Genomic DNA, 23,719 nt, shown 5'->3' on the forward strand with positions numbered 1-23,719 from the left:
AAAGCCAATCATAGTAGATTGGCTTTTTTGAAATTATTAATAATTAATCAAAAGTTTCTTGGCCTAGTTTTTTCATGCGCGGTTTATAAAACACATGATAGCTAACGCCTAAAACAACTAGCCATAATGGACTAACATATAATGCTTTTAAAGTATCTGGCTCGAGTGCCAAAATCACTAAAGTGAACAAGAAAAATGCAATGACGACATACGCCATCAACACCCCGCCCGGCATTTTAAAGGTCGATTTGGTATGTAACTCTGGACTCAACTTACGGTAACGCAAATAGCACGCCATGATCAGAAGCCATACGCTAATAAACAGAATCACACAGAGTGAACTTGCCAAAGTAAATGCTTCCATCGTGTTAGGCACGAAGTACTGAAGTACCGCTCCGCCCATAATGAAAATACATGAGAAGATTAAACCATTTGAAGGTACGGCACGTTTTGATAAACGCCCCAATGCACTTGGCGCCTGACCATCTTTCGATAAACCGAACAGCATACGGCTGGTTGAAAACACACCGCTGTTCATAGAAGACATGACTGAAGACAACACCACCAAGTTCATGATGATGGCAGAAACTGGAATACCTGCATTTAAGAATAACTCAACAAACGGGCTTTTATCTGCGCGAATGTGATCCCATGGCGTCACTGACATCACGACAAAAAGTGCCAAGACATAAAATAGAATAATACGAATTGGAATCGCATTAATTGCTTTTGGTAGGTTTTTCTCTGGATCTTTGGTTTCAGCAGCTGTTGTACCAATCAGCTCAACACCAATAAAGGCAAATACGGCAATCTGGAAGCCTGCCAGAAACCCACTTACCCCTTTCGGGAATAAGCCGCCATGCGACCACACATTACTTACACTCACAACCTCTCCATGTGGAGCTTGAAAATGAGTAAAGATCATGTAGCCACCCACACCAATCAGGCCAATAATCGCCAAAATCTTAATGAGTGCGAACCAGAATTCAACTTCACCAAACAACTTCACCGTAAGAAGGTTAAGCCCTAAAATGAATAGTACACAGCCTGCACTAATCATGGCCTGTTGCATTGGTGAGAAACTGGCGCCTTCGGGCAGCCAGAAACTTAAATAGTTAATGACGGCAGAAAGATCGGCTATACCCACTAACACCCAACCTAACCAATAGGTCCAGCCTATATAGTAGCCAGCCCATGGGCCGATTAAGTCATATGCCATATCGACAAATGATTTGTAATGTAAGTTAGCAAGTAGTAGTTCACCCAATGCACGCATCAGAAAAAAGAACATGCCACCAATTAACATGTAAATTACGAGAATTGAAGGACCTGCGAGGGAGATGGTTTTGCCCGAGCCCATGAATAAGCCGGTTCCAATTGCACCGCCAATTGCAATCATTTGTAGATGGCGATTATTTAATTTCCGTTGTAAATGATCAGGGGAGCTTGCCTCATCTGAATGATGAACCATTGTCATATTTAGAAGTCCTTTTTATATTTTGCTTAACTTAAATCAGCAACCTATAGGGAGAAAAACGAACCGTATATCGTGGGTTGCTGAGTCTATACATCAGGACAGGATGTTCAAGTATATTTTTCCTTAATTGATATATCGTTTGTCCTGTTTTTTTAAGTCACATTATTTATGTACTGCCTTCACGGCAATTTTAATTAATTGCTCTGGATTCTCCAGATTAGCCGGAGTGTAGCATGCGATAATGCTATATGTACTTTCCCAATACCCTCAAAATCGCACCATTGGCTCAAAAATAAACAATATTATTCCGATAAAAAATCTAAAAAAAATGAAAAAAGCCAATCATGATAGATTGGCTTTTTAATAAAACTTAATGATCGTTGACGAGTTCGCGTCCTAGCTTTTTCAAGCGTGGTTTATAGAGCACATGATAGGTGACGCCTAAAATGACTAACCACACAGGACTGACATAGAGTGCTTTCAAAGTATCTGGCTCGAGTGCCAAAATCACTAAAGTGAAAAGCATAAATGCTAGAACCAAATAGCTCATCCAAATGCCACCTGGCATTTTAAAAGTTGATTTTTCATGTAATTCAGGACGTAATTTACGATAGCGTAAATAGCACACCATGATGAGACTCCAGACACTAATGAATAGAATCACACAGAGTGAACTTGCCAGCGTAAATGCTTCCATGGTGTTTGGAACAAAGTACTGAAGTACCGCTCCGCCCATAATGAAAATACAAGAGAAAATCAAACCATTTGAAGGTACGGCGCGTTTTGACAAACGACCAAATGCACCCGGTGCCTGACCATCTTTTGATAAACCAAACAGCATACGGCTGGTTGAAAACACACCGCTGTTCATTGAAGACATCACCGAAGATAGCACCACCAAGTTCATGATAATGGCTGAAACTGGAATACCCGCATTTAAGAACAACTCAACAAACGGACTTTTGTCAGCACGAATGTGATCCCACGGTGTTACCGACATCACAATAAAGAGCGCTAATACATAGAACAAAATAATACGTATCGGAATCGCGTTAATTGCTTTTGGTAAATTCTTCTCTGGATCTTTCGTTTCAGCAGCCGTTGTACCTACAAGTTCAACTCCGACAAAAGCAAACACGGCTATCTGGAAACCAGCCAAGAAGCCTTCCGTACCTTTCGGGAATAAACCGCCATGCGACCAAACATTACTCATGCTTGCAACAGCACCTTGCGGAGCTTGGAAATGGCTGAAAATCATGTAGCCACCCACACCAATCAAACCAATAATGGCCAAGATCTTAATGAGTGCAAACCAGAATTCGATTTCACCAAACAAACGTACTGTCAGTAGGTTAAGACCCATCACAAACAATACACAGCCAGCACTAATCATGGCTTGTTGAGTTGGAGAGAAGCTCGCTCCATTGGGCAGCCAGAAACCTAAATAGTTAATGACCGCAGACAAATCAGCAATACCGACCAGTACCCAACCTAACCAATAGGTCCAGCCCAAATAATAACCAGCCCAAGGACCAATCAGGTCATGAGCCATATCAACAAAAGATTTGTAGTGCAGATTTGCAAGGAGCAACTCGCCCATTGCGCGCATTAAGAAAAAGAACATTCCTCCAATGATCATATAGATCAAAAGGATTGAAGGACCTGCGAGGGAGATAGTTTTGCCCGAGCCCATAAATAGGCCGGTTCCAATCGCACCGCCAATTGCAATCAGTTGTAAATGACGGTTAGACAGTTTTCGTTGCAGATGATCAGGAGAATTTTCTGTATCTGAATGACGAGCCGTTGTCATATTAAAATTCCTTTTTGAATTCCTTTGTTAAGATCAGCAACCTATGGCGAAAATCGAACCGTATGCCATAGGTCACTGAATCTGTTCACCAAAAATAACTGGATAAACCGTATCTATCTTCCTTCTGTTAGATACATCATCATTTTTGGAGTAAACCGAATTACTTTTGCGCTGCCGTCACGGCAATTTCAATGAGCCAGTCTGGATTAACCAAATCGGCCTGAATTGTGGCACGCGATGGAGCCACACACCCTTTTAACCAGTCAACCCAAATCGCATTTACAGTTGAAAAGTCAGAAAGATTTTTTAAATAAAGCTGAGCAGAGAGCAAGCGAGATTTATCGGTATTGGCTAATGCCAAAAGTTCATCAATCGTTGCAAGAATTTCACGAGTTTGGCCTGCCACGTCTTGTTCGGTATTTTTAGGTACCTGACCTGACAGATAAACCACTTTATTAAAAACAGTCACGGCGCTCATGACTTCGTTAGTGTTAATCTTTTGTATATCTGAATTAGACATTCGGATTTCCTTATACCTGATTAATAAATTGAACACGGGCAGTAACTGCACACATCAGCTCGTAACCCACCGTACCGGATGAAACTGCGACATCATCAATAGGCAAAATAACGCCTGTACTTGATTGGCCCCAAAGCACCACTTCACTGCCGACTTTGGCATTTTCAATACCCGTTAAATCGACTGCTAACATATCCATGCTGACGCGGCCGACTGTACGAGTGCGGACAGAGTCCACTAAAACAGGCGTACCTGTTGGTGAAATACGCTGATAACCATCGGCATAGCCGCAAGCCACAATCCCAATCGTCATTGGTTGCTCTGCGACAAAATTTGAGCCATAACCTACGCTTTCATTCGCATCTAAATGCTGAACGGAAATAATTTCACTGCGTAAACTCATGGTGGGTTGTAAGCCCCAATCGGCAATACTATGCGTCGGGTAGTCTGGCGAGCTGCCATAGAGCATGATGCCGCTACGTGCATAATCTGATTTGAGCTGGTCTTGATAGCGCAGAATTGCCGCACTATTACTTACCGATCTTTCACCCGGTAAATCTTTAATAATGTCTTCAAAGGCAGTAATTTGATAATCAATACCTTGCTGACCGAAACGATCGCCATCTGCATCTGAAAAATGCATCATGTGCGTAATCTTGGAGACGTTTGCTAAATTATTTAAACGTTCCCATACCTGAACATAGTGTTGTGGTTTAAAACCAAGACGGTTCATACCACTGTTCATTTTTAGGCAAATATCAAATTGAGCTGGATAAGGATGCTTTTGAACCCACTCAATTTGCGCTTCACTGTGAATGGTGAAACTGAGTTGATACTGCACACAATCAAATAAATCTTGAGGAGAAAAAATCCCTTCAAGCAACAAGATTGGACCTGTCCAACCTAGAGCGCGAATTCGTTTTGCTTCATCAAGATCAAGTAAGGCAAAGCCATCTGCTGCTTTAAATGCCTCATAAACAAGTTCAATTCCATGTCCATAAGCATTGGCTTTTACAACAGCAAAAACTTTACTGTTTGGCATAGCCTTGCGTACCACCGCCAAGTTATTTTGTAAGGCTTGACGGTGGATGACTGCGGTAATAGGACGAGGCATGATTAATTTCCTAACGTCCGTTATGCCGCATGCGCATGAGAATAGCGCTGAATTGAAAGACCATCTGTACTGATTTCAGTCTTATGATTCAATACGATGTCGCTGATTAATTTTCCTGAACCACACGCCATCGTCCAACCTAAAGTACCGTGGCCTGTATTCAAGAACAGATTTTTAAAGCGGGTCGCACCAATAATTGGGGTACTGTCAGGCGTCATTGGACGTAAACCAGTCCAGAAAGAAGCCTGTGCCATATCACCACCCGGGAACAAGTCCTGAGTCACCATTTGCAAGGTTGCACGGCGGTCTTCATTTAAACCTAAATTGAAGCCACTTAACTCTGCCATTCCGCCTACGCGAATACGTTGGTCAAAACGGGTAATCGCAATTTTGTAAGTTTCATCAAGCACAGTCGATTGTGGAGCAAAAGCAGGGTCAATAATTGGAATCGTCAACGAGTAACCTTTCACAGGATATACAGGCAACTGTAGATCGAGTGGTTTCAAGAAATCACGTGAATAACTACCAAACGCTAAAACATAACGATCTGCGGTTAAGACTTTACCATTGACCTGAACGCCCTTAATTTCATCGCCTTCAACAATCAATTTTTCTACGTTCTGATTAAACTGAAAATTAACACCCAATTCTTTGGCAATTTGGGCTAGAGCATTGGTAAATAAATAACAGTCGCCTGTCTCATCATTCGGTAAATGCAAACCGCCAACAAGTTTATCTTGGGTATTTGCTAAAGCTGGTTCTACACGACCAAGCTCATTGCCATTTAATAATTCGTAACTTACGCCACACTCTTGCAGCACGCTAATGTCGCGTTGAACCGCTTCCATTTGTGCTTCTTTGCGGAATAACTGCAAAGTGCCTTTTGCACGGTTTTCGTAATTAATGCCTGTATCTTTTCTGAGTTCACGTAAGCAGTCACGGCTGTATTCAGCCACACGCATCATACGTTCTTTGTTCACAGCATAACTTTGTGGATTACAGTTTTTAAGCATCTGCGCCATCCACTGTAACTGCCACATGCTGCCATCTAAATTAATAGCAAGCGGTGCGTGGTGTTGAAACATCCACTTCACAGCTTTAAAAGGAATTCCTGGTGCTGCCCAAGGGGTTGAATACCCTGGCGAAATTTGACCTGCATTACCAAAACTTGTTTCTTCAGCAGGACCTGACTGACGATCAAGAACAGTGACCTCAGCCCCTTGTTGAGCTAGATAATAGGCACTTGCCACTCCGATAACGCCGCTACCTAATACAATTACGCGCATTTCTATTCCCTCACGCACACCAGTTTATTTAACTAGTATATTTCTGCTTAAATAGTTTATTTCACTGTTTTTCGGGCTATAATCTAGGTAAATATATGTATTTCTCGTGAGAATTTAAAAAAAAGAGGAAATATCTATGCGCCCCTTAGATCGTATAGATCGCATGATTCTGGATATTTTGCAGCGTGAAGGACGAATTGCGATTAGTGAATTGGCATCGAGAGTCAACCTGTCGACTACCCCCTGTTCAGAGCGCGTCAAACGACTTGAACGCGATGGCATTATCATGGGTTACTTCGCACGACTAAACCCAGCTTATGTAGACCGTAATCTGCTCGTTTTTTTAGAAATTAAACTATCGGCCAAATCAGGCGATGTATTTGATCAAGTTGCCAGAGACTTGGTCGAGATTCCGGAAGTACTCGAATGTCACCTCATTTCAGGTGAGTTTGACTACCTTGTAAAAGCTCGCTTAAAAGAAATGAGTGCCTACCGCCGCTTGTTAGGAGATCTGTTAAAGAAACTCCCCGCTTCGGCATCTTCACATAGTTATGTGGTCATGGAAGAAGTTAAAGAAACTCTATATCTAGATGTGAGTAAGTAAAGCGAGGCGCTACTAAACTCGCTTTACCCACATTTTGAACATTAGAAATATTTTAAAATCGAAATCTGTTTATTTTGATGTTTGAATTTCGAGAACCATTTAACAGCAGGATAAAGCGCAAAAGACAACACAATCGTGATTAACCACAGCATCCACACATGGTTGACCGACAAATAATTGCCATGGTTGGCTCCCCATACACTTATTGCAAATACATACATCAGTTTCAACACATATAAATGCAGTAAATAAAAGAACATAGGCACAGAGCCAAACACCACCAATGGTTTTAAAAATGAATATTGCTGCATACGCTCAAAAGCAATCAGCACAATTAAACCAATTCCAACATTTAGCAAAATAAACAGCAAAGACGGTGGATACTTGGTGAGGTTAAAAAAGCTCATTAACGTCAGTTGTAATGACTCAAAATGTTGCCACGGCTGGTCACCATAGATATTGATAAAACGCAGTAAAACAAATAGACCTATACTTGCCAGACCAATACTCAATAAATAGTGGGTTCTTTGCTTTGCAGTATATTTTGAACTAAAGAATTGGCCTAAAACATAACCCAGCAAAATAACACCAATCCAAGGCAAAACAGGATAGCTTGTTCTGAGCTTTATACCTGCAAACTCAATCCAGCCACGCTCGTGTAAAACGAACCATACATTCTGTAAAAAACCATTTGTAAAATGCACTGAATCTAATAAATTATGCCCAAAAATAATCACTAAAGCTGCGCCAGTAAGAACAGGCAACGGTAAACTCACACAACCAGCCAACACCACCATGCTAATACCAATCGCCCATATCACCTGCAAATAAATAACATCCGGTGAAAAAGTAGCTGTCCAAGCAAAGTTCACCAATGTCAGCTCTAACACAATTAAAAATAGACCACGCTTCAATAAAAATGCACGGGTTTGCTGTAAATCCTGTTTTTTTGAATGAAATAAAAAAGCCGAAATACCTGTTAAAAGAACAAAAACCGGGGCACAAATATGTGCCAATAACCGACTACCAAATAAGGCAGGTTCAGTCACTGTTACATCCATTGGATCTATGACCTGCTTATGCAAATAGAAAGTTTCTCTTACATGGTCAAGCAACATAATCAAGATGACCAAACCACGTAAGGCATCAATCGACTGTAAACGCTCAATATTTTTTTCTAAAGCCATAGCGATAATCAATAAAATAATGTAACGTTATACTATTACATTTAATTCCTTTTGTCTTTCATGGCTGCTCATTTATGCAACACAAATTAGGTTTGTTGTCTTCCTTAGGTCTATCGTTTATATCGACACTCAGTTGGGGAGAAGAAACGTCAACGGTACTGGCAACCATACGCGTTCAGGCTGAAACCACCCAAGAAGATGTAAGTCAAAATAGTTCAGCGACTAAATTTTCCCACGATGTTTTGGATGTTCCTTTTAATCGTGCTTTTGTTTCTAAGCAGGTGATGGAACAACAAGACGTTCAGCGCATTGATGATGCATTAACCTTAGTCAGTGGGGTTTTTCATCAAAACAACTATGGTGGTGGTTTTTGGGATAATTACTCTTTCCGAGGTTTTAGTGGTGATCCAAATTTAGGGGCTACCATGATTCGAAACGGTTTGAGTGTAAACCGAGGTGTTAATGCTCCCAAAGACATCGTAAATATTGACTCTTTAGAATTTTTAAAAGGACCAATGGCTGCCCTCTACGGACGTGGAGAAACAGGTGGTTTGCTCAATCTAAATAGTAAAAAACCACAGTGGGAAAGCGAAAGTGAAATTAACTTACGCGCCAATAGCCAAGAACAATATCGAATGAGTCTGGAACATACCTCGCCGATTAACGATGAATTGGCCTATCGTTTAGCAGTTGCTCATGAAGATAATCAAAGCTTCCGTGATCATGTTAGCAGTGAACGCTGGTTCTTTTCGCCGCAGCTCACATGGAAAATTTCAGACCAGACTCAACTCGACTTCGATAGTGAATTTACTCAGCACAAAGGAACCTTTGACCGTGGGGTAAGCACGGTTAATCACCAGTTTGTGATGGGCCCGAAAACCTTTACAGGCGAGCCTGACGATGGCGATATGAAAGTAAAAGATTACTTTTACCAGTTGCGTCTTAGTCATGAATTTAACCCTGACTGGAAACTGAATAGTGCGGTCAGTTATAAAGATGCTCAAATGGTCGGCTTTTCGACCGAACCACGACGCATACAAGCTAACGGCCGTACTTTAGAGCGCCAACGCCGCTATCGTGATTATCAAAGTGAAGATGTGCTGGCTCAGACAGAATTGCTTGGTAAGCTTGATACTTCATGGGCTCGACATGAAATTTTACTTTCAACTGAACTTGGTCAACTCGACTATAAGCAAAACCAGCTTCGTCGTAATCACAGCTCAGGCATGCCAAACACAATTGATATTTACCAACCTGAATATGGAAAATATTTACCAGATTTAGCACCGTTCACCAACACCAAAGAACAGCAACGTTACTTTGCCCTTAATGTACAAGACCAGATCTTTTTTAATGATCAGTGGAGTGTGCTATTCGGCAACCGTTTTGATCAGGTCGAACAAGACTTTAAAAATCACCTGACTCAGACCGAAAGCAACCAGACCCTTCATCAAAATAGTCCACGTTTCGGAGTAAATTTTAAAGCTTCTGACCAATGGGCTTTTTATACGAACTATGGTCGCTCATTTGCGATGAATAGTGGTATGAACCGAAATGGTCAAACCTTTGCCCCTGAAAAAGGTGAAAGCTATGAGGTTGGTACAAAATATAAGATTAACGACCAAAGTGTACTCAGCCTTGCTCTGTTTAAAATGAAAAAACAAAATGTGCTGACGACAGATCCAATCGACAATGCATTCCAAACAGCCGCCGGTGAAGTCAGCAGTAAAGGGATTGAATTTGACTTAAATAGCCAGATCAATGACCGATGGCTCATCAATGCCAACTATAGTTATACCGATGCTCAAATTGAAAAAGACCAAGACCTAGCGAAAGGTGCTCGTCTGAGCAATGTTCCAAAACACCAAGGTTCAATCAGCACCAATTATGAGTTTCTGCAAGAAGGCACGAAAAAGGCAGGTGTAGGTGCTAACCTCACCTATGTCGGTGAGCGCAGTGGTCATAACATTGATAATGGATTTAACTTACCAAGTTATACGCTGGTGAATTTAAATGGCTACTACGCCCCGTCTGACCGCTTACGCTATCAGCTCAATGTGAATAATCTATTTGATAAAACTTACTATGTCTCAAGCTATAGCGATTTATGGGTTCAACCAGATGAACCACTGAACGCTTCAATTTCGGCACAGTGGAAATTTTAATTCATCTATAAAATAAAAAAGCCCGAATCATTTTCGGGCTTTTCATTAAAACATACCATTTTCATTGATGAGCGGGTCGGGTTGTATTTGTCCAATATCCCAAAACTCAGCAATTTTTCCATTTTCGAAACGACAAATATGAACCACTGCCAAGGTTGTTAACCCGTTCATTTGCATTTCGAGTTTAGAATGCACAGCGACCAAATCACCATCTTCAATGACATGTTGAACATCAAAGACTTTGTTTGGCGTTTCAATTGCACTTTCACGCATTCCTTCCTTCAAAGAAGTTACATCGCCCGCATAATAAGGGTTGTGATGCTTGAAGTTAGACGCGGTGTAATTGCTATAGGCTTCATCGACTTCGCCAGCAGCGGCAAGCTCTAAAAACCGTACGGCAATTTGTTTTTGAGATAAGTTCATGATTATCTCCTACCCATTATTTTAGACCTTACTGTAACAGGTCATCTTCTTCATCTTCATCCTCATCGAAGACATAGGCCATGCAGCCCCACCCATCATATTCGCCCTGAAACTTTTCAGCGATGCTGGTAAACCATTGTTCCAAGTCAACAATATCTGAATACTCTGGTTCCATATTGACAAAGACCGTAATCACCCATTCATTTGGTTCAACAGAATCATCTTGAAAGAGTGAAACTTTTTGTTCTTGGTACAGTAAATAGAGCGCACATTGCTCTGCATTTTTCTGATCTTGAAAGGCGATAGAAAATTCAATTTCATGTAGATCGGTTAAATCATCCCCATCTTCAGCCATTTGCCAAAGTACATTACCGTTATCGTCGTCTGGAAATTGTTCGTAATCACGAGTCATAATATGATCCCTTGTTGTTGTTGCCGTATTAATATTATTCGGCATTAAGAATACCCGACTTTTATTGCAGTTTGGGTATATATTCCGTTCCCAATTGCATCAAATTAATTTTTTAATTATATAAATTTTAAAAAGGCACCTTCGATTCAATCACCACATCCGTTCCATTTAAGGGATGCTGGAAAGCCAAATATGCGGCATGTAACGCCATCCGATTTAAGTGAAAACGTTTAGGTTCGGGGTGATATAACTTATCACCCATAATCGGATGTCCAATATGCATCATGTGTACACGTAGCTGATGTGAACGCCCTGTTACTGGTTCAAGCAATACTCGACTTTGATCTGTTTGGACATCATAGACGAGAGGTTGAAATAAGGTTTTAGCATGTTTACCTAATTCAAAATGCACGATTTGTCTTGGGCGATTTTCCCAATCGGTAATGAGAGGAACCTCGACGCTCCCCTCTTGATTTACTCGCCCTTGTACCAAGGCAATATAGTGCTTTTTGACTGTTCTCGCCTGAAACATTTTACTTACCGCAACTTCTGCATCACGATGTTTAGCAAACATAAGCAAACCCGAAGTCGCCATATCTAGACGATGAGTCACTTTGGCTAAAGGGAACTTTTCCAGCACTCGTAAATAGGCACTGTCATGATGCTCAGGCAAACGACCCATAACCGACAATAGGCCCGCTGGCTTATCAACCACGACCAAATCGTCATCTTCAAATAAAATTGAAAGAGGGTCTTGTGGTGGAGCATAAACAAAGTTGTCGTTTAAAGGCATGGTCGTAGAAACAGCAATGGAGCATGGCGGCAGATCATAAAGAAATTTCCGATTTACCGCAAAATATTCTATAACTCCCCATGTTCCACGTGAAACTCAAAAAACTTTACCGTTTTTTATTCATTTCAGATAAAAGATCGAGCTGAATTTCTTGAATATGTGCAAGCCTTTCCCATTGATGCGATAAAAGATGATCCATTTTTTCATGTAAATGGCGAATCTTGAGCTCGGCTTTTAGATTAATTTGATAGTCATGTTGAGAGCGCAAACGATCTTTCGCTTCTTGCCGATTTTGACTCATCATAATGACAGGTGCCTGAATTGCAGCTAAACAGGACAATACCAAATTAAGCAAAATAAATGGATAAGGATCAACAGGATGCACCACCATCACTACGGCATTTAAAATGATCCAAGCCACTAAAAATAGTGCTCTAACCCAATATCTGTAAAGTGGCTGGTACTATTTTTCGGTGGGCAGGAATCACAGGCAACATGTACAGCCGCCCAAGTAAATTTTTAATATGCACTACTGTGGTCACGGTCAGTACTTGAGTCTCTTCATTTTTATAAATAGATAAAGTCACATTTAAATGTTTATCATCATCTCCAATCACTAACTCATTTTCAGTACGCTGTAACAAGGTAAAAATTCCAATTCGATCCCCTGCTACATATTCACTTTCTAATTTATGGGGATCAATTTGTTTAAAACTTCCTAAATCTTTAAGTCCAATCTTGGACGTAATTTTATTACGCACATTCATGCTCCACTCTATCCACTGCGGAGTGTGATGGAACAATTTAATGAGCTGTTGAAATACATTAAGGTCGGGTTGACCAAGCACAATGCTCCAAGAATCATGAAAATAAGCATTGTTCAATTGAGAAGAGATTTGGCTATCACTTGGTAAAGCGGAAAGATAAGGCTTATTCATAAATTATGTTCTTATAAAGTATTTTTTTATTATAGCGAATTTTTTAGGGTGTCAAGGGAAAACATCTATGGTTTACCTCAACAATCATAACTTTGTAAGTTATAACCTTGTGCCTATAAACTTTTGATTTATAGCGTCCTAAGCCGAATCGAGACCTTTTGGGTGAGTACACACTAACGTTATACGTTTTGGTGCATGCTACTCTTTTCGATCCCTATCACACCCTTGAGATATAGTTTAGCCAGCACCCTGCGGGATTGTTTTTCTAAGAACAGCTAATTTTCATTATTTTTGGAAATTTTTACGCCATTAAGTAAATTAAAAAGAATTTATTCCCATTTCAATATATTTAGTTAAATTTAAATTCCACTTTATTTGATTTTTACGGTTTATTTTACCAAGCCATTAACCATTTTTAGCAACATTGCATCAAAATATAAAAATTAAATCACCCTTCACTTCTTCAGTCATGAAGGGCAAAAATCTTTTATGAAGAGATAAAACCATGCTTACGAGCGTTGTAAACGGTGCATAACGCGATGAGAGCAAAAACCAGCATAATCCATGGAAAAGAAGCTGCACCAAAACTTTCAAGTAGCCCACCGCCAACCATTCCACCGAATGCGATAGCAAGGTTAAACATAGTGACTAACATCGACTGTGCGACATCTGCTTCATGACCCGCAGTATTTGCTAAAGCAGTCTGTAATAATGTTGGAGCGCCGCCAAAAGTTACTCCCCACAGCACAACGCCAGTTATAACTACAAAACTCGAAGAGCTGTAAGCACCTAACAGTATTGTTGCGATAGCAAATACAAATAAGCTTAAAAGCGTTATTTTTCTTAATGATCGATCGATAAACATACCTGTAATCAAGATGCCTACAATTGAAGAAATACCAAATACAAAAAGTATCGTCTCGACTTTGTATGCCTGCCCTGTTGAAGCTAAGAAAGGCGAAATATAAGTATAAAGAATGCTATGGGCTAATATCCAAAGGAATACTACTGCTAAAACAGCTCTAATGCCGGGCATTAAAAGAACTTTTAAAATGGGCAACCTTTTTTGTGCTGATTGTCCAGCAAAATCAGGAATACTAAAACGAATCCAGACAAATAAAATCAATGCCAGTAAAGACATTATCCAGAATACGCCACGCCACTCAAACAGCGTTCCCAACCACGCACCCAAAGGAACACCAATAGACAAAGCAATTGGCTGCCCAACCCCAGCAATTGCTAAAGCTCGACCTTGATACGATGCTGAGACCATGCGCCTTACATAACCCGCTAAAAGCCCCCATATAACGCCCGCCGCCATACCTGCAATGAAACGAGCAATCAAAGTCAAAATATAATCATTTGATAAGGCAGTAATCGCATTAAATAAAAGTAAACCTGCAATAGCACTGAGTAACAAGGGTCTCCGATTCCAACTACGGGTAAGACTAATGAGAGGTATTGCCGCTAAAACCGAACCTAAGGCATACACTGCAATAAGCTGCCCTGCGTATGCCTCTGAAATATTTAGTCCTTGACTGATTTGAGGCAAAAGCCCTGCTGGCATAGTTTCTGTCATAATAGTTAGAAAACCTGCAACTGTAAAAGCCAACAGTTTCCAAATCGGTAATTGAGCAGAGAACTCTTCACTTAACTGATGAGATGTTTCATCACTCTTAATATTCATAAGGGTTTACTCTCAAATTCTTCTGCAGCGAACTTACCATGCTCTGCATAGCTATACGCTTGTTTTACAACGTTAGGATAGGAAGACATTTGTTCTCCATGTGTACTAAAATTTAGTATTTTGGAATGATCATTCCGATTTAAATTAAATAAAAACCTTAACTATTCAGCTCAACAATAGTTAAGGTTTAAATGAGTTTTATAAAACGTTTAAAGCAACCTCGACCACATCCATTAAGCATTGCTTTCTTTGTTCAAGCGGGCTGCCTTTGCCTAAAACACGTAAACCTTGCATGGTATTTAGAAAGAAACTTGCTAATGCACGTGGGTTTTGGGTAGAAGCAATTTCACCAGATTGTTGAGCTTTAATTAATAAATTCTCTAAAGCATGCTGTAGTTTCTGTAGATTACTTACAACAAATTGAGCGACATCTTCATCATGGCCAGACAACTCTAAACAAGCATTTGCGACCAGACAGCCTTTGTGTTCTGCATCATTTAGCTCATCTTCAACTACATTAACAAGTAATTGCCGAATCAGTTCTTTCGGTGAGCCTGAACCAGACAACAACTTTACATTATTAAGTGTAGTTAAAAGTTCATAGCGTTGTAATGCTTTTTGATAAAGCCCTTGCTTACTTTGAAAGGTACTGTAAAGACTACTTCTAGATAATCCTGTACCTTCAACTAAGTCTTGAACTGAAGTCGCTGCATATCCATGATGCCAAAAAACATGCATGGCTGCATCAGCAATTTCATCAATTTCAAATTCCTTTGTTCTCATAAGCAGCCTTAACAGGAACGATCGTTCCAATTAATTTATGATATGAAGATAAATAAGTCAAATTAAAAGTTATTTTATCAATCGTTGTCCCATCTGGATCATTCAAACCAAACTTACTCATTACTGCTTTTAAGATTTTTTGTTTTGCTCTTTCAGTATTATTTTTTATAGATAACTTTTTCGCTTGAATACATTATAAAAACATATTATAAACTATTTCTAACCAAATAATTGGTTTTTGGAACTTTATAATGAACAACAATATTATAATCTTTGGTTATGGAACAGGTATTTCCAAAGCCGTAGCACATAAATTTGGTAAAGAAGGCTATAAAATCGGGTTAGTGGCACGAAATGCCGAAAAACTCGAAAAGGCCATTTTAGAACTTAAAACACATGGTATTGAAGCTTACGCTTTTACATGTGATTTAGCTGTTCTTGAAAACATACCAAATCTTATTAAATGCATTAAAGATCAATTAGGAGAGATTAAAAATATTCATTGGAATGCTTTCCATGATATTGAAGGCAACATATTAGAAACCCCTCCACTGGAACTCACCAAAAGCTTTCATATTCGCGTTTCGAGCTATATTGCTACGGTACAGGCTTGCCTAGGTGATTTAGAAAAGAATCATGGCAGCATTTTATCGACAAATGGAATTTTCGCGTTCGATGCAGTGGGAATAGATTTAGTTGCTAAAGAATATTCATCATTAGCCATTACTGCTGCCGCCCAATATAAAACCACCAACTTACTTGCTCATAGTCTAGCTGACTCAAATGTTTACGTGAGCCAAGTGATTGTGAATGGTTTTGTTGATGGGACATCTGGCGCACAAGATAAGACCTACACAGTACATCCCGAAACCATTGCAGAGCAGTTCTGGTACTTACACCAACGTAAACAAGAAACTGTTTCTCTTTGTGGGGAAGCAATCCAAGCTGCTTAAAATTATTTCTTATGACTGAAGAAGCGTAATAAATTACGCTTCTTCAAATTTTTAAATTTATACGAATATACCGCAGAATTATTTAATTATTTCTCATATTCTGAAGGATCAATTTTGTATTTTTTAAATAAAATAGAGCGTACAGAATCATTTATACTGTCATCATATTTAATAATTAAATAAATATCTTTCTTAGTTAAAGGAATAGTTTTTAAAATATCACTTAGCTCTGTACTTCTAATAGAACGTACTTCACTTGGTTGTTTAGATATTTCAGGATCTTGCTCTTCAAACTTAAAATCCACACCTTGCAAATTAAAGTAAACCATAACCCTTCTGTTCAAAGAGTCACTATCATCATATAGAACTGTTCCTGCTGGAAGGATTGTATATTCTGAATAATTATCGAAATTAGATGCTATTCGTAAAGGTTTCTCTAGAACATGAATTTCTGGTGTTTTTGTAAGTTTCGAGAAGTAATAGTTTAATAAAGACTGAACGATGAAAAGTAAAATTAGTATGATAATTAATAAGTTCTTTTTCATATCCACACTTCTTATTAAAAATATCTTTTATTCTTTAACTATAAATTTATAGGTTTTAGTTAGCTTGTCATCGCCTCGCCCATAAAAGTATGCATTAATTATGATTTCGTATTTTCCTTTATATTTAGGAATACCCTCTATTTTTATATGATCGTATCCATCTATATCATCTACTGGAGCAATTTTAACTCCCTGATTTTCTGGAATATTAAAAGTTAATTCAAAATGTTGTTCAGAAACTTTCCCTCCTGTAATTTTAATAAATTGACTATATGGCTTTCCAACGTAGGCTACTGGAAGCTCATGCGATTCAATATTGTAATCTCTACTACACCCTAAAAAGCTTGTCATTAAAAAAAATATTATTACCTTTTTAAAGTTCATCTTTAAGCAAGGCACTTAAAATCTCTTCTTCATCTGCTGATCAACCTCATCATTATAGCCCACGCAACTACCTAGTTATACTTCCCAACGAACGAGTGCACCAATACCCGCTGACATCTAAGACATCCATAAAATCCTACCTGTAGCAGATCTAGAAAAATGAAGCTTGCGATAACACCCTCATCTAATCCACCAATAATTTTAGAGGTTCGTACAACGGTAGTTCTGGTCCTTTCTTTAGGCATCCAATTACCAAATACTTAACTTAAAAAAATTTATCAGCAACATATGCCAAGCCCAGAAAAATCAACCAGAATATTCCAAACAAACAAGCTAAATATTGTATTTTAAAAAAATAAGGATATTTTTCAAGTAATCCAACTAATTTCACTTCATCAATAGGATAGTAGAATTCTTTCCTATACAAATTATTAAAGTTCTTATCATATTTAATATTCAGAATTTCTCTCCAGAATGTCGTTGGCAATATACTTATAAAGAAAAACCTAAAAGGCTCCAATGGCCGTTTATATTCTCTATCCTCTGGAAAAATAATTTCTAAAACCCCTCTAAAATTAATATTTATATATACATACAACATCAAATAACAAAACAAAAAAGAAAAAAGAAAACTCATCACTATTAATGGAATAGTATTAAATAAAACAACTACAAGTTCCATAAAAGTTACATTCCATATCTAGTATCAAAAATCTTCACTCTAACCGCTATGATTTAAGCAAATTAAAAATATTTAGTTGAAATAAAATCTAAAAATAAAAAAAACATACCTATTAAAATTGACAAAATTGCCATATATTGTATTTTAAAAAATTTAGGATATTTATCTAAAATATTTTTTAACTGATCACTATCAATTTCATAATAAAACTCCTTTCCATACAGTTTTTTAAAAGGCTTATTGAATTTTATATTTAGTACCTCTCTCCAAAAAACAGTTGGCAACATACTAATAAAAAAGAAGTTAAAAGGTTCCAACGGAGCACTATATCGTTCTTCATCGTTAAACATAATATAAGAAATTCCTTTTATATTAAAATTAACATAAATGTATAAAACAATATAAATAAAAAAATAAATAGACAAAAAAAATAAGAATAACAAAAAATATGGAAATTTCTCAAACAAAATAAAAAAAATGTTCATTACAATTTATCTAAGCAAAAAACGTAACAGTCGCACAAAATGGCACCAATATATTTCGCTATCTTACATAAAATATTTATCAAAAATAAAAGAAAATATTATAAAAAATAAAGCAAAACCACCTGAACAAAAAATCATGTATTGAATTTTAAAAAATAAAGGATATTTATTCAACAATTCAATCAATTGACTTTTATCAATGGGATAATAAAACTCCTTACTATACAAATTCTTAAATGACTTATTATACTTAATATTCAATATCTCCCTCCAAAAAGTAGTGGGCAACATACTCATAAAAAAGAAATTAAAGGGTTCAAGTGGTATCGTGTATTTTTTCTCATCTTTAAAAAAAATTTCACATATTCCTTTCAAATTAACACTTACATATATGTAAGATACAACTATTAAAACCAAACCTAAAGCAACGAAAATAATGCCTAATCCAGCTAAAAATAAATCCAATCTCTCTCCATACAAATAGAATATGATATCCATATTTATGTACTCCAACAATAAACGACATCATGAATCCCTTCAACTCCAGTAGGTCCCTAAAAACAATCAATGATGCACACCCACTAACAATCTTTAACACAATAAAAATACTAATAAATCTTTCTAAACTTTATTTACAAACACAAAAATTCATATAAAATTATTAATTGAGCCAAAAAAATATAGAGAAAACAACTATAAAAATCATAAAAAATGAAGATAATTTAATATAAAACCATAATTTTTTATGATCCTTTATAACCAATATACAATTTTCATAAGTGAGACCATTAAACATTAAAAATTTTCTTTTCGTGAAAAAATTGGGGAATCTTTTTCCTGAAAAATAACTAATAATATTAACCAAAGTAATACCAACTATAATAGATTCTATATTAGCAACATCTAAAGATTTATTTTTATAAATATCTGACCCATAAACTAGTCTTTTTAAACTACTTGATTTATTAATATATCTCGATGCTAATTGATGAAATATAGCCCATAACATCACACTTACAAGCAATAGAATAACTACAATATCCTTTATATTCATTTTAACCTTTCATACCCATACTCTACAACTGCCTGCCCTGTAACACCACCGAAATATCCACCAGTTAATGTTGCACCCACAGCAATAACCCCGACAACAGCAAGAACAGGTATTCCAACAGTTAAACCTGCAGCAGTTGCTACACCAATAACTAATCCGCCGAGATAAGCTCCTGCCGTAGCACCTATACGTGCTCCGACCAATCCGCCATTTATTTTCCCTGTTTGCTTGAGGATTTCTTTCCTTGTCGCATCTGGGTCACCCGTCTTATATACTTTTCTAACAGAATCTACACTCCCATAAATATCCCAAGCAAAGACCAACCGCCCCCCCCATTTCAATGTTTTGCTAACTTTAGATGTTTCATCCATATTATTAATATAATTATCAATACTACTAAAGTTCTTTGCTCTTACAAACACTGTTCTTCGAATAGCATCCCTATTATTTTTTAAATCAATCCCATGATTCCAAGAAAAAAATCTTAAATTTGCAGCTTGTTTCATTCTTGCAATATCAGCTGCATATTGCCTTTCAAAACTAGCAAAATTTCTTCTAGTGGATATCTTACTTTTTAAAGTTTTTTCATTATCCATATGTCTTAGTAAAGTAGCATAACTTTCTGCAGCTTCTTTATTCGCTTCACCTATTAAGTTCACTCCACTATCAATACTTTCTTTAGAGCCAAAGATAAATGGATCAGACTTCATATTTTTGATGAAAAGCTCAGAAAAATCAGCTTCAATTGGTTCTTTCGTTAAACCAACTATATCACTATTCATTTTAATTGCTTGTAACTGATCATAAGTATTAGCAAAATATAAAGGATCAAATTGTGAGTCTTTAAGAAATAAAGATAACTTTTTCTCGACTTTCTTTGCCTTAGATTTATAACTTTCCAAATCTTTTGCAGTAATATTATTGCATAAAATTATTACTTGCCCTGGTATAAGGATTTTTATTGGAGCTATATTTGTTATGTGAGGATTATTCGCTCTAATAATATCCCAATCTGATCCAACTAATGGTTTTTTAAATACTCTCTTAGACCAATCAAGCATAGTCTCCTTTTGGCGAACTAAATACCAACCGACATTACCATCGTCCAAATAAATTTCTTTAATATTTTCTTTAACTTTCTTTGTAATTTCAGTGGTTGTTTTAAGCGTATAAACGCTATGCTTTTTTTTCTCTGAATATGCCTTTACAGAAACTTTCTGCAAAAGTTCTCCACGTAGATAAATTTCATAAATTAAAGTGGTATTTAAATTATTTATCTGAGTCCAGCTTGTTAACCCTTCATCATTAAATCGACCATCAAAAACTATTTTCTTTTTAGTACTATTGGTCGTAACAACAAATTTATAAGTTAAATCTTTTAACTTTAATGGAGCTTGGACATTAAGCTTTAAACGACTGAAATACGCACTCATTCCTCTGACCCAGCCTCTTCTTCCTCTGCTTGTTCAATTTCATTCACCATGACTCTTGTCGTAATGTTCTGTGAAGTTGATGTCGTTTTTAGCTTCATAAATCCATCTTTATCTGTTGTCCCTCTATGAATATTTCCCTCATCATCCAAAAAGATATAAGGCTTTCCAGTCATTACCTGATTTTCTTTATTCTTGACTAAATACTGAAGCACAAAAGGATTATCAGCTTCAGGTAATTGCGGTAATGAACTATTTACACTCCCGCCTCCCATAAACAAATGCTGCCCAGCCTTCACCTCAAACTTACCGCCTGTAGTCATAAAAATGCCTGAACTAGTAATTTTGACTTGAGACCCACCTGCGGTGAGCACAATTTCTTTGGCTGCGGTCGCTTCAATTTTGTCTTCTGCTGAAATAATCTGAACAGCTTTACGGGCAATTAAATCTGCGCCATCACCCTGAGCCTGTATCTCGACTTTACCTTTACCTGCATATAGTCTTGCCCCTTCTTGCGCGGCAAAAAGGCTGATTTTATTTTGGGCATGTGCAATCAAGTTCTTTTGGGTAGACAGGTTAATACTGTCTCCGGCAGTTTGGTTTAACTGCCCATCTGCACTTAGGTGAATGTCTTCATTACTGCTTAGCGCGATGCTATTTGGGCTCGCTAGCAGCATAATCGCCTCTTTAAAGGTTTTGGCTTTTGCGTTGTCTTGCTGCTCAAGTTTTTCAATAAACGACTTTAGGTTTTCTAAATTTTCTAGCGGGTCAGTTTGCTGATTTTTAGCAACTTCACTGAGTGCCTTGGCATTGTTAAGGCCACCTTCGATTTGCTGTTTAGCCTCAGCTGCATCAAGGTGTACGCCTTGAGCTTGATCCTGTTTATGGGTGCTAACGAGTAAGCCGCTACCCGCTCTTACTGCGCCACACTGGTCAGTTCTGAGTTCGAAACCTTCACCACGACCTTCACTTTCCGCCTTGTCTTTTGGATGGCTTAAGTTACCCAAGTTTAGTTGGCTTGCCGCATGGCTACTTTGGAGCTGGGCACTGATCTGGCCTGTGGTGTCATCAAAACGTAGCTGGTTAAAACCTTTACCATCAACTTCTTCGGAGCGAATGCCGCTCAGTTTTTTTGTGTCGGGTAGTTGGCCTTTCTGGTCGAATTGGGTTGGGTTACGTTCAGCTTCGTGAATTCGACCCACCACAAACGGACGGTCAACATTGCCGTCAAAGAAGTCGATCACTACGATCTCGCCGACACGTGGCAAGAAGCGCGCCCCATAACCTGCACCTGCCCACGGGGTGAGTACATCGACCCAAGCTGAGTCGGTGTCATTGTCGTTACTTCCTGCTCCACCGTCATGGCTATGGTCGTCAGTTCGGGTAAACAGGAAACGGACTTTAATGCGTCCCCATTGATCGACATGGATGCTTTCGCCTTCCAGTCCCACCACTCTAGCGCGCTGCGGGTAAGCCGCGGGGCGATGCTCGAGCGGGTGATATTCAGGAACAGTTTTAATGTTACGTCGAACGACATTCAGCTCAGCAAAGTGGCGCTGCTCAGGATTTTGCGTGTCGAGTTGGGCAGCTTTGAGCTTGTCTTTTGGTAATAGGCGCTCGAGTTGCTGTTGTAATTCTTTCGGTAAATTATTCTGGTTATAGTAGTGCTTGCTTAAAATTAAAAATTCTTTGTCCGAATTGTCATGTTGATCAAGCTCAGGGTGGTCATTCAGCTCAAACCAGTAACCCACCTGTGCATCACGAACGTTTCCTGAAACGGTAAACTGTTTAGAGCTAAGGTGATGGTAAGCATTAATGTGTTGGTTAAGCTTTTCGATCTGGTTATTGCCTGAAGCGGTGGCTTGGTCTTCGCCTTTTAGGTCCTGCATCCACGCGGGGCTAACATGCCATGCATCTTCAAGGTTCAAGCTCGCATTGTCATAGTGTTCGCTGTGCTGCTGGGTGCCTTGTACGCTACCGCTACCTTCTTCTTGTTGTAAGGCGTCGGCTTGCCAACGTTGCACATGAACAGAAGTCGGCTGTAAGCGGCGCTCTGCTTTAACTTGAGTAATCGTATCGAACTGTTCTGTGGCACTGCTGCGTTGGTAGCGTAGGCTACGGCGTTCAAGGGCCTGATAATTTTGGTTATCGTCAATTAAACGCAGTACTTGTGGCTGAATAGAAGCACTTGGATCAGCGACTAAAAGCTGCGATTCATCAACCAGCCAGTTAATGCCTTCACTGCGCCACAAACGGGTTAAAAAGTCATAATCGCTTTCGTTTGACTGCATCACAAATGGACGCACATCGTAGTCTTTAGTTAAGCCTGCCGTGTCGAGCGTTAAGCTTGATGCAAATAACGGGCTTTTCTCCTGCCATTCTTTAAACAGAATTTCGCTAATATCCCGCACACTTTTATTCATAAACACGCGGCTATTACGGCGTTTATGCCAGAGTGCAGTTGGATCTTTTAAGGTGAGGTTATAAATAGTGAGTGAGCCGTCGCTTTGCCCTTGGCTCGCTTCAGTAATAATGCCTGTCGTTCTAAAAAACTGGCCTGTGTCCGTGACTTGATCGACAGCAACCTGACAGCCAATAAATTGTTTTAATGCAATATGTGCGTTTGTCGACAGACACAGTAATTCAGCAACGCTGCCCTGATTGAGCGTATGTTCGCCATCAACACGTTGCAAGAAGACTTGCTGATTTAAAGACTGATTTGAGAATTGGATATGAACAGCACGATTTTGTGAAACAAGGCCTAAACGCTCCAATATACTCGACACACTCATCTGCATTTTTATTATCAATCAAACTTATATTTAGGCCGCATTTTAATTAAAAAAAGACTAACCTGTCTATCTATACTCATTTTCAAAATGTAACTGGTCTAAATATGCTGTTTTAGGTTAACTTCTTATTAAATAGGTATTTAAACCGTAAAGTCAGATCATTTTAAAGCGCTATAAACCACCCAGATATATTTA

The 23,719-nt window shown here is 38.4% G+C and carries 22 protein-coding genes and 1 pseudogene; 3 read left to right on the forward strand and 20 right to left on the reverse strand.

Annotation, left to right across the window (positions count from 1 at the left end; genetic code table 11):
- Positions 1-43: 43 nt before the first annotated feature.
- The 5 genes from MSG66_RS00350 to MSG66_RS00370 all read right to left on the reverse strand — a co-directional run bounded on the left by MSG66_RS00350 (position 44) and on the right by MSG66_RS00370 (position 6,207).
- The gene (locus MSG66_RS00350; protein WP_324651386.1) at positions 44-1,477 is read right to left on the reverse strand and encodes an amino acid permease; all 1,434 of its coding nucleotides are present in this window, start codon (positions 1,475-1,477) and stop codon (positions 44-46) included.
- A gap of 370 nt (positions 1,478-1,847) precedes the next feature.
- On the reverse strand, positions 1,848-3,287 hold the full coding sequence (locus MSG66_RS00355) for an amino acid permease (RefSeq protein WP_324651388.1): 1,440 nt from the start codon (positions 3,285-3,287) through the stop codon (positions 1,848-1,850).
- A 160-nt stretch (positions 3,288-3,447) separates the two neighbouring features.
- The gene (locus MSG66_RS00360; protein ID WP_000071347.1) at positions 3,448-3,807 is read right to left on the reverse strand and encodes a RidA family protein; all 360 of its coding nucleotides are present in this window, start codon (positions 3,805-3,807) and stop codon (positions 3,448-3,450) included.
- Between the two features lie 10 nt (positions 3,808-3,817).
- A complete protein-coding gene (alr, locus tag MSG66_RS00365; protein WP_324651390.1) occupies positions 3,818-4,921 on the reverse strand; it encodes an alanine racemase in 1,104 nt (367 codons plus the stop codon).
- 20 nt (positions 4,922-4,941) lie between these two features.
- Complete coding sequence (locus tag MSG66_RS00370) at positions 4,942-6,207, reverse strand: D-amino acid dehydrogenase (RefSeq protein ID WP_127494532.1); 1,266 nt, start codon at positions 6,205-6,207, stop codon at positions 4,942-4,944.
- 136 nt (positions 6,208-6,343) lie between these two features.
- Here MSG66_RS00370 and MSG66_RS00375 point away from each other — a divergent pair, with 136 nt between their 5' ends.
- Positions 6,344-6,811 carry an Lrp/AsnC ligand binding domain-containing protein gene (locus MSG66_RS00375; RefSeq protein WP_003655656.1) on the forward strand — a complete coding sequence of 156 codons (468 nt, stop codon included), beginning with the start codon at positions 6,344-6,346 and terminating at the stop codon, positions 6,809-6,811.
- Positions 6,812-6,852: 41 nt separating this feature from the next.
- Here MSG66_RS00375 and MSG66_RS00380 read toward each other — a convergent pair whose 3' ends face one another.
- The gene (locus MSG66_RS00380) at positions 6,853-7,998 is read right to left on the reverse strand and encodes a DUF1624 domain-containing protein (RefSeq protein ID WP_324651395.1); all 1,146 of its coding nucleotides are present in this window, start codon (positions 7,996-7,998) and stop codon (positions 6,853-6,855) included.
- Between the two features lie 74 nt (positions 7,999-8,072).
- Between MSG66_RS00380 and MSG66_RS00385 the strand changes: the two genes are divergently transcribed.
- Complete coding sequence (locus tag MSG66_RS00385; RefSeq protein ID WP_324651397.1) at positions 8,073-10,163, forward strand: TonB-dependent siderophore receptor; 2,091 nt, start codon at positions 8,073-8,075, stop codon at positions 10,161-10,163.
- Positions 10,164-10,208: 45 nt separating this feature from the next.
- Here MSG66_RS00385 and MSG66_RS00390 read toward each other — a convergent pair whose 3' ends face one another.
- From MSG66_RS00390 to MSG66_RS00420, 7 genes and pseudogenes are all read right to left on the reverse strand, one after another.
- A complete protein-coding gene (locus tag MSG66_RS00390) occupies positions 10,209-10,586 on the reverse strand; it encodes an ester cyclase (protein ID WP_262473667.1) in 378 nt (125 codons plus the stop codon).
- A 28-nt stretch (positions 10,587-10,614) separates the two neighbouring features.
- A complete protein-coding gene (locus MSG66_RS00395; RefSeq protein ID WP_003655664.1) occupies positions 10,615-10,998 on the reverse strand; it encodes a ribonuclease E inhibitor RraB in 384 nt (127 codons plus the stop codon).
- A gap of 127 nt (positions 10,999-11,125) precedes the next feature.
- Positions 11,126-11,791, reverse strand: a complete 666-nt coding sequence (locus MSG66_RS00400; RefSeq protein WP_324651400.1) for an RluA family pseudouridine synthase — start codon at positions 11,789-11,791, stop codon at positions 11,126-11,128.
- A 106-nt stretch (positions 11,792-11,897) separates the two neighbouring features.
- Positions 11,898-12,224 (reverse strand): annotated as a pseudogene (locus MSG66_RS00405) (DUF1003 domain-containing protein); the annotation flags it as partial.
- A gap of 1 nt (position 12,225) precedes the next feature.
- Entirely contained in the window at positions 12,226-12,729 is a 504-nt protein-coding gene (locus MSG66_RS00410; RefSeq protein ID WP_324651403.1) for a DUF2867 domain-containing protein, read from the reverse strand.
- 487 nt (positions 12,730-13,216) lie between these two features.
- Entirely contained in the window at positions 13,217-14,416 is a 1,200-nt protein-coding gene (locus MSG66_RS00415) for an MFS transporter (RefSeq protein ID WP_324651405.1), read from the reverse strand.
- Between the two features lie 198 nt (positions 14,417-14,614).
- The gene (locus MSG66_RS00420; protein ID WP_324651407.1) at positions 14,615-15,199 is read right to left on the reverse strand and encodes a TetR/AcrR family transcriptional regulator; all 585 of its coding nucleotides are present in this window, start codon (positions 15,197-15,199) and stop codon (positions 14,615-14,617) included.
- Between the two features lie 251 nt (positions 15,200-15,450).
- Here MSG66_RS00420 and MSG66_RS00425 point away from each other — a divergent pair, with 251 nt between their 5' ends.
- On the forward strand, positions 15,451-16,152 hold the full coding sequence (locus tag MSG66_RS00425) for an SDR family NAD(P)-dependent oxidoreductase (protein ID WP_133975960.1): 702 nt from the start codon (positions 15,451-15,453) through the stop codon (positions 16,150-16,152).
- 86 nt (positions 16,153-16,238) lie between these two features.
- Here MSG66_RS00425 and MSG66_RS00430 read toward each other — a convergent pair whose 3' ends face one another.
- The 7 genes from MSG66_RS00430 to MSG66_RS00460 form a co-directional block, all read right to left on the reverse strand.
- A complete protein-coding gene (locus tag MSG66_RS00430) occupies positions 16,239-16,697 on the reverse strand; it encodes a hypothetical protein (protein WP_324651411.1) in 459 nt (152 codons plus the stop codon).
- Positions 16,698-16,724: 27 nt separating this feature from the next.
- Positions 16,725-17,081, reverse strand: coding sequence for a hypothetical protein (locus MSG66_RS00435; protein WP_324651413.1), 357 nt, complete (start codon positions 17,079-17,081; stop codon positions 16,725-16,727).
- Between the two features lie 265 nt (positions 17,082-17,346).
- Positions 17,347-17,763, reverse strand: a complete 417-nt coding sequence (locus MSG66_RS00440) for a hypothetical protein (RefSeq protein ID WP_324651415.1) — start codon at positions 17,761-17,763, stop codon at positions 17,347-17,349.
- Positions 17,764-17,825: 62 nt separating this feature from the next.
- Positions 17,826-18,113: a hypothetical protein gene (locus MSG66_RS00445; protein ID WP_227574870.1), complete on the reverse strand. Its 288-nt coding sequence runs from the start codon at positions 18,111-18,113 to the stop codon at positions 17,826-17,828.
- A 198-nt stretch (positions 18,114-18,311) separates the two neighbouring features.
- Positions 18,312-18,746 (reverse strand): hypothetical protein, encoded by a 435-nt coding sequence (locus tag MSG66_RS00450; protein WP_202743578.1) that lies wholly within the window; start codon positions 18,744-18,746, stop codon positions 18,312-18,314.
- Between the two features lie 552 nt (positions 18,747-19,298).
- Positions 19,299-20,735, reverse strand: coding sequence for a hypothetical protein (locus MSG66_RS00455; RefSeq protein WP_324651417.1), 1,437 nt, complete (start codon positions 20,733-20,735; stop codon positions 19,299-19,301).
- Positions 20,732-23,530, reverse strand: a complete 2,799-nt coding sequence (locus tag MSG66_RS00460) for a type VI secretion system Vgr family protein (protein WP_324651418.1) — start codon at positions 23,528-23,530, stop codon at positions 20,732-20,734. Before MSG66_RS00460 ends, MSG66_RS00455 begins: the two co-directional genes overlap by 4 nt.
- Positions 23,531-23,719: the final 189 nt, after the last annotated feature.

Source organism: Acinetobacter sp. IK31, from assembly GCF_035615195.1.
Taxonomy (GTDB): domain Bacteria; phylum Pseudomonadota; class Gammaproteobacteria; order Pseudomonadales; family Moraxellaceae; genus Acinetobacter; species Acinetobacter calcoaceticus_C.

What these genes read in the sequence shown, in the direction of transcription:
- MSG66_RS00410 (WP_324651403.1), bottom strand. Translation starts at nt 12,729, where the DNA reads ATGAATAAGCCTTATCTTTCCGCTTTACCAAGTGATAGCCAAATCTCT.
- MSG66_RS00420 (WP_324651407.1), bottom strand. Translation starts at nt 15,199, where the DNA reads ATGAGAACAAAGGAATTTGAAATTGATGAAATTGCTGATGCAGCCATG.
- alr (WP_324651390.1), bottom strand. Translation starts at nt 4,921, where the DNA reads ATGCCTCGTCCTATTACCGCAGTCATCCACCGTCAAGCCTTACAAAAT.
- MSG66_RS00450 (WP_202743578.1), bottom strand. Translation starts at nt 18,746, where the DNA reads ATGGATATCATATTCTATTTGTATGGAGAGAGATTGGATTTATTTTTA.
- MSG66_RS00455 (WP_324651417.1), bottom strand. Translation starts at nt 20,735, where the DNA reads ATGAGTGCGTATTTCAGTCGTTTAAAGCTTAATGTCCAAGCTCCATTA.
- MSG66_RS00445 (WP_227574870.1), bottom strand. Translation starts at nt 18,113, where the DNA reads ATGTTTAACGATGAAGAACGATATAGTGCTCCGTTGGAACCTTTTAAC.
- MSG66_RS00375 (WP_003655656.1), top strand. Translation starts at nt 6,344, where the DNA reads ATGCGCCCCTTAGATCGTATAGATCGCATGATTCTGGATATTTTGCAG.
- MSG66_RS00460 (WP_324651418.1), bottom strand. Translation starts at nt 23,530, where the DNA reads ATGCAGATGAGTGTGTCGAGTATATTGGAGCGTTTAGGCCTTGTTTCA.
- MSG66_RS00415 (WP_324651405.1), bottom strand. Translation starts at nt 14,416, where the DNA reads ATGAATATTAAGAGTGATGAAACATCTCATCAGTTAAGTGAAGAGTTC.
- MSG66_RS00425 (WP_133975960.1), top strand. Translation starts at nt 15,451, where the DNA reads ATGAACAACAATATTATAATCTTTGGTTATGGAACAGGTATTTCCAAA.
- MSG66_RS00385 (WP_324651397.1), top strand. Translation starts at nt 8,073, where the DNA reads ATGCAACACAAATTAGGTTTGTTGTCTTCCTTAGGTCTATCGTTTATA.
- MSG66_RS00440 (WP_324651415.1), bottom strand. Translation starts at nt 17,763, where the DNA reads ATGGAACTTGTAGTTGTTTTATTTAATACTATTCCATTAATAGTGATG.
- MSG66_RS00355 (WP_324651388.1), bottom strand. Translation starts at nt 3,287, where the DNA reads ATGACAACGGCTCGTCATTCAGATACAGAAAATTCTCCTGATCATCTG.
- MSG66_RS00350 (WP_324651386.1), bottom strand. Translation starts at nt 1,477, where the DNA reads ATGACAATGGTTCATCATTCAGATGAGGCAAGCTCCCCTGATCATTTA.
- MSG66_RS00435 (WP_324651413.1), bottom strand. Translation starts at nt 17,081, where the DNA reads ATGAACTTTAAAAAGGTAATAATATTTTTTTTAATGACAAGCTTTTTA.
- MSG66_RS00400 (WP_324651400.1), bottom strand. Translation starts at nt 11,791, where the DNA reads ATGCCTTTAAACGACAACTTTGTTTATGCTCCACCACAAGACCCTCTT.
- MSG66_RS00390 (WP_262473667.1), bottom strand. Translation starts at nt 10,586, where the DNA reads ATGAACTTATCTCAAAAACAAATTGCCGTACGGTTTTTAGAGCTTGCC.
- MSG66_RS00380 (WP_324651395.1), bottom strand. Translation starts at nt 7,998, where the DNA reads ATGGCTTTAGAAAAAAATATTGAGCGTTTACAGTCGATTGATGCCTTA.
- MSG66_RS00430 (WP_324651411.1), bottom strand. Translation starts at nt 16,697, where the DNA reads ATGAAAAAGAACTTATTAATTATCATACTAATTTTACTTTTCATCGTT.
- MSG66_RS00370 (WP_127494532.1), bottom strand. Translation starts at nt 6,207, where the DNA reads ATGCGCGTAATTGTATTAGGTAGCGGCGTTATCGGAGTGGCAAGTGCC.
- MSG66_RS00360 (WP_000071347.1), bottom strand. Translation starts at nt 3,807, where the DNA reads ATGTCTAATTCAGATATACAAAAGATTAACACTAACGAAGTCATGAGC.
- MSG66_RS00395 (WP_003655664.1), bottom strand. Translation starts at nt 10,998, where the DNA reads ATGACTCGTGATTACGAACAATTTCCAGACGACGATAACGGTAATGTA.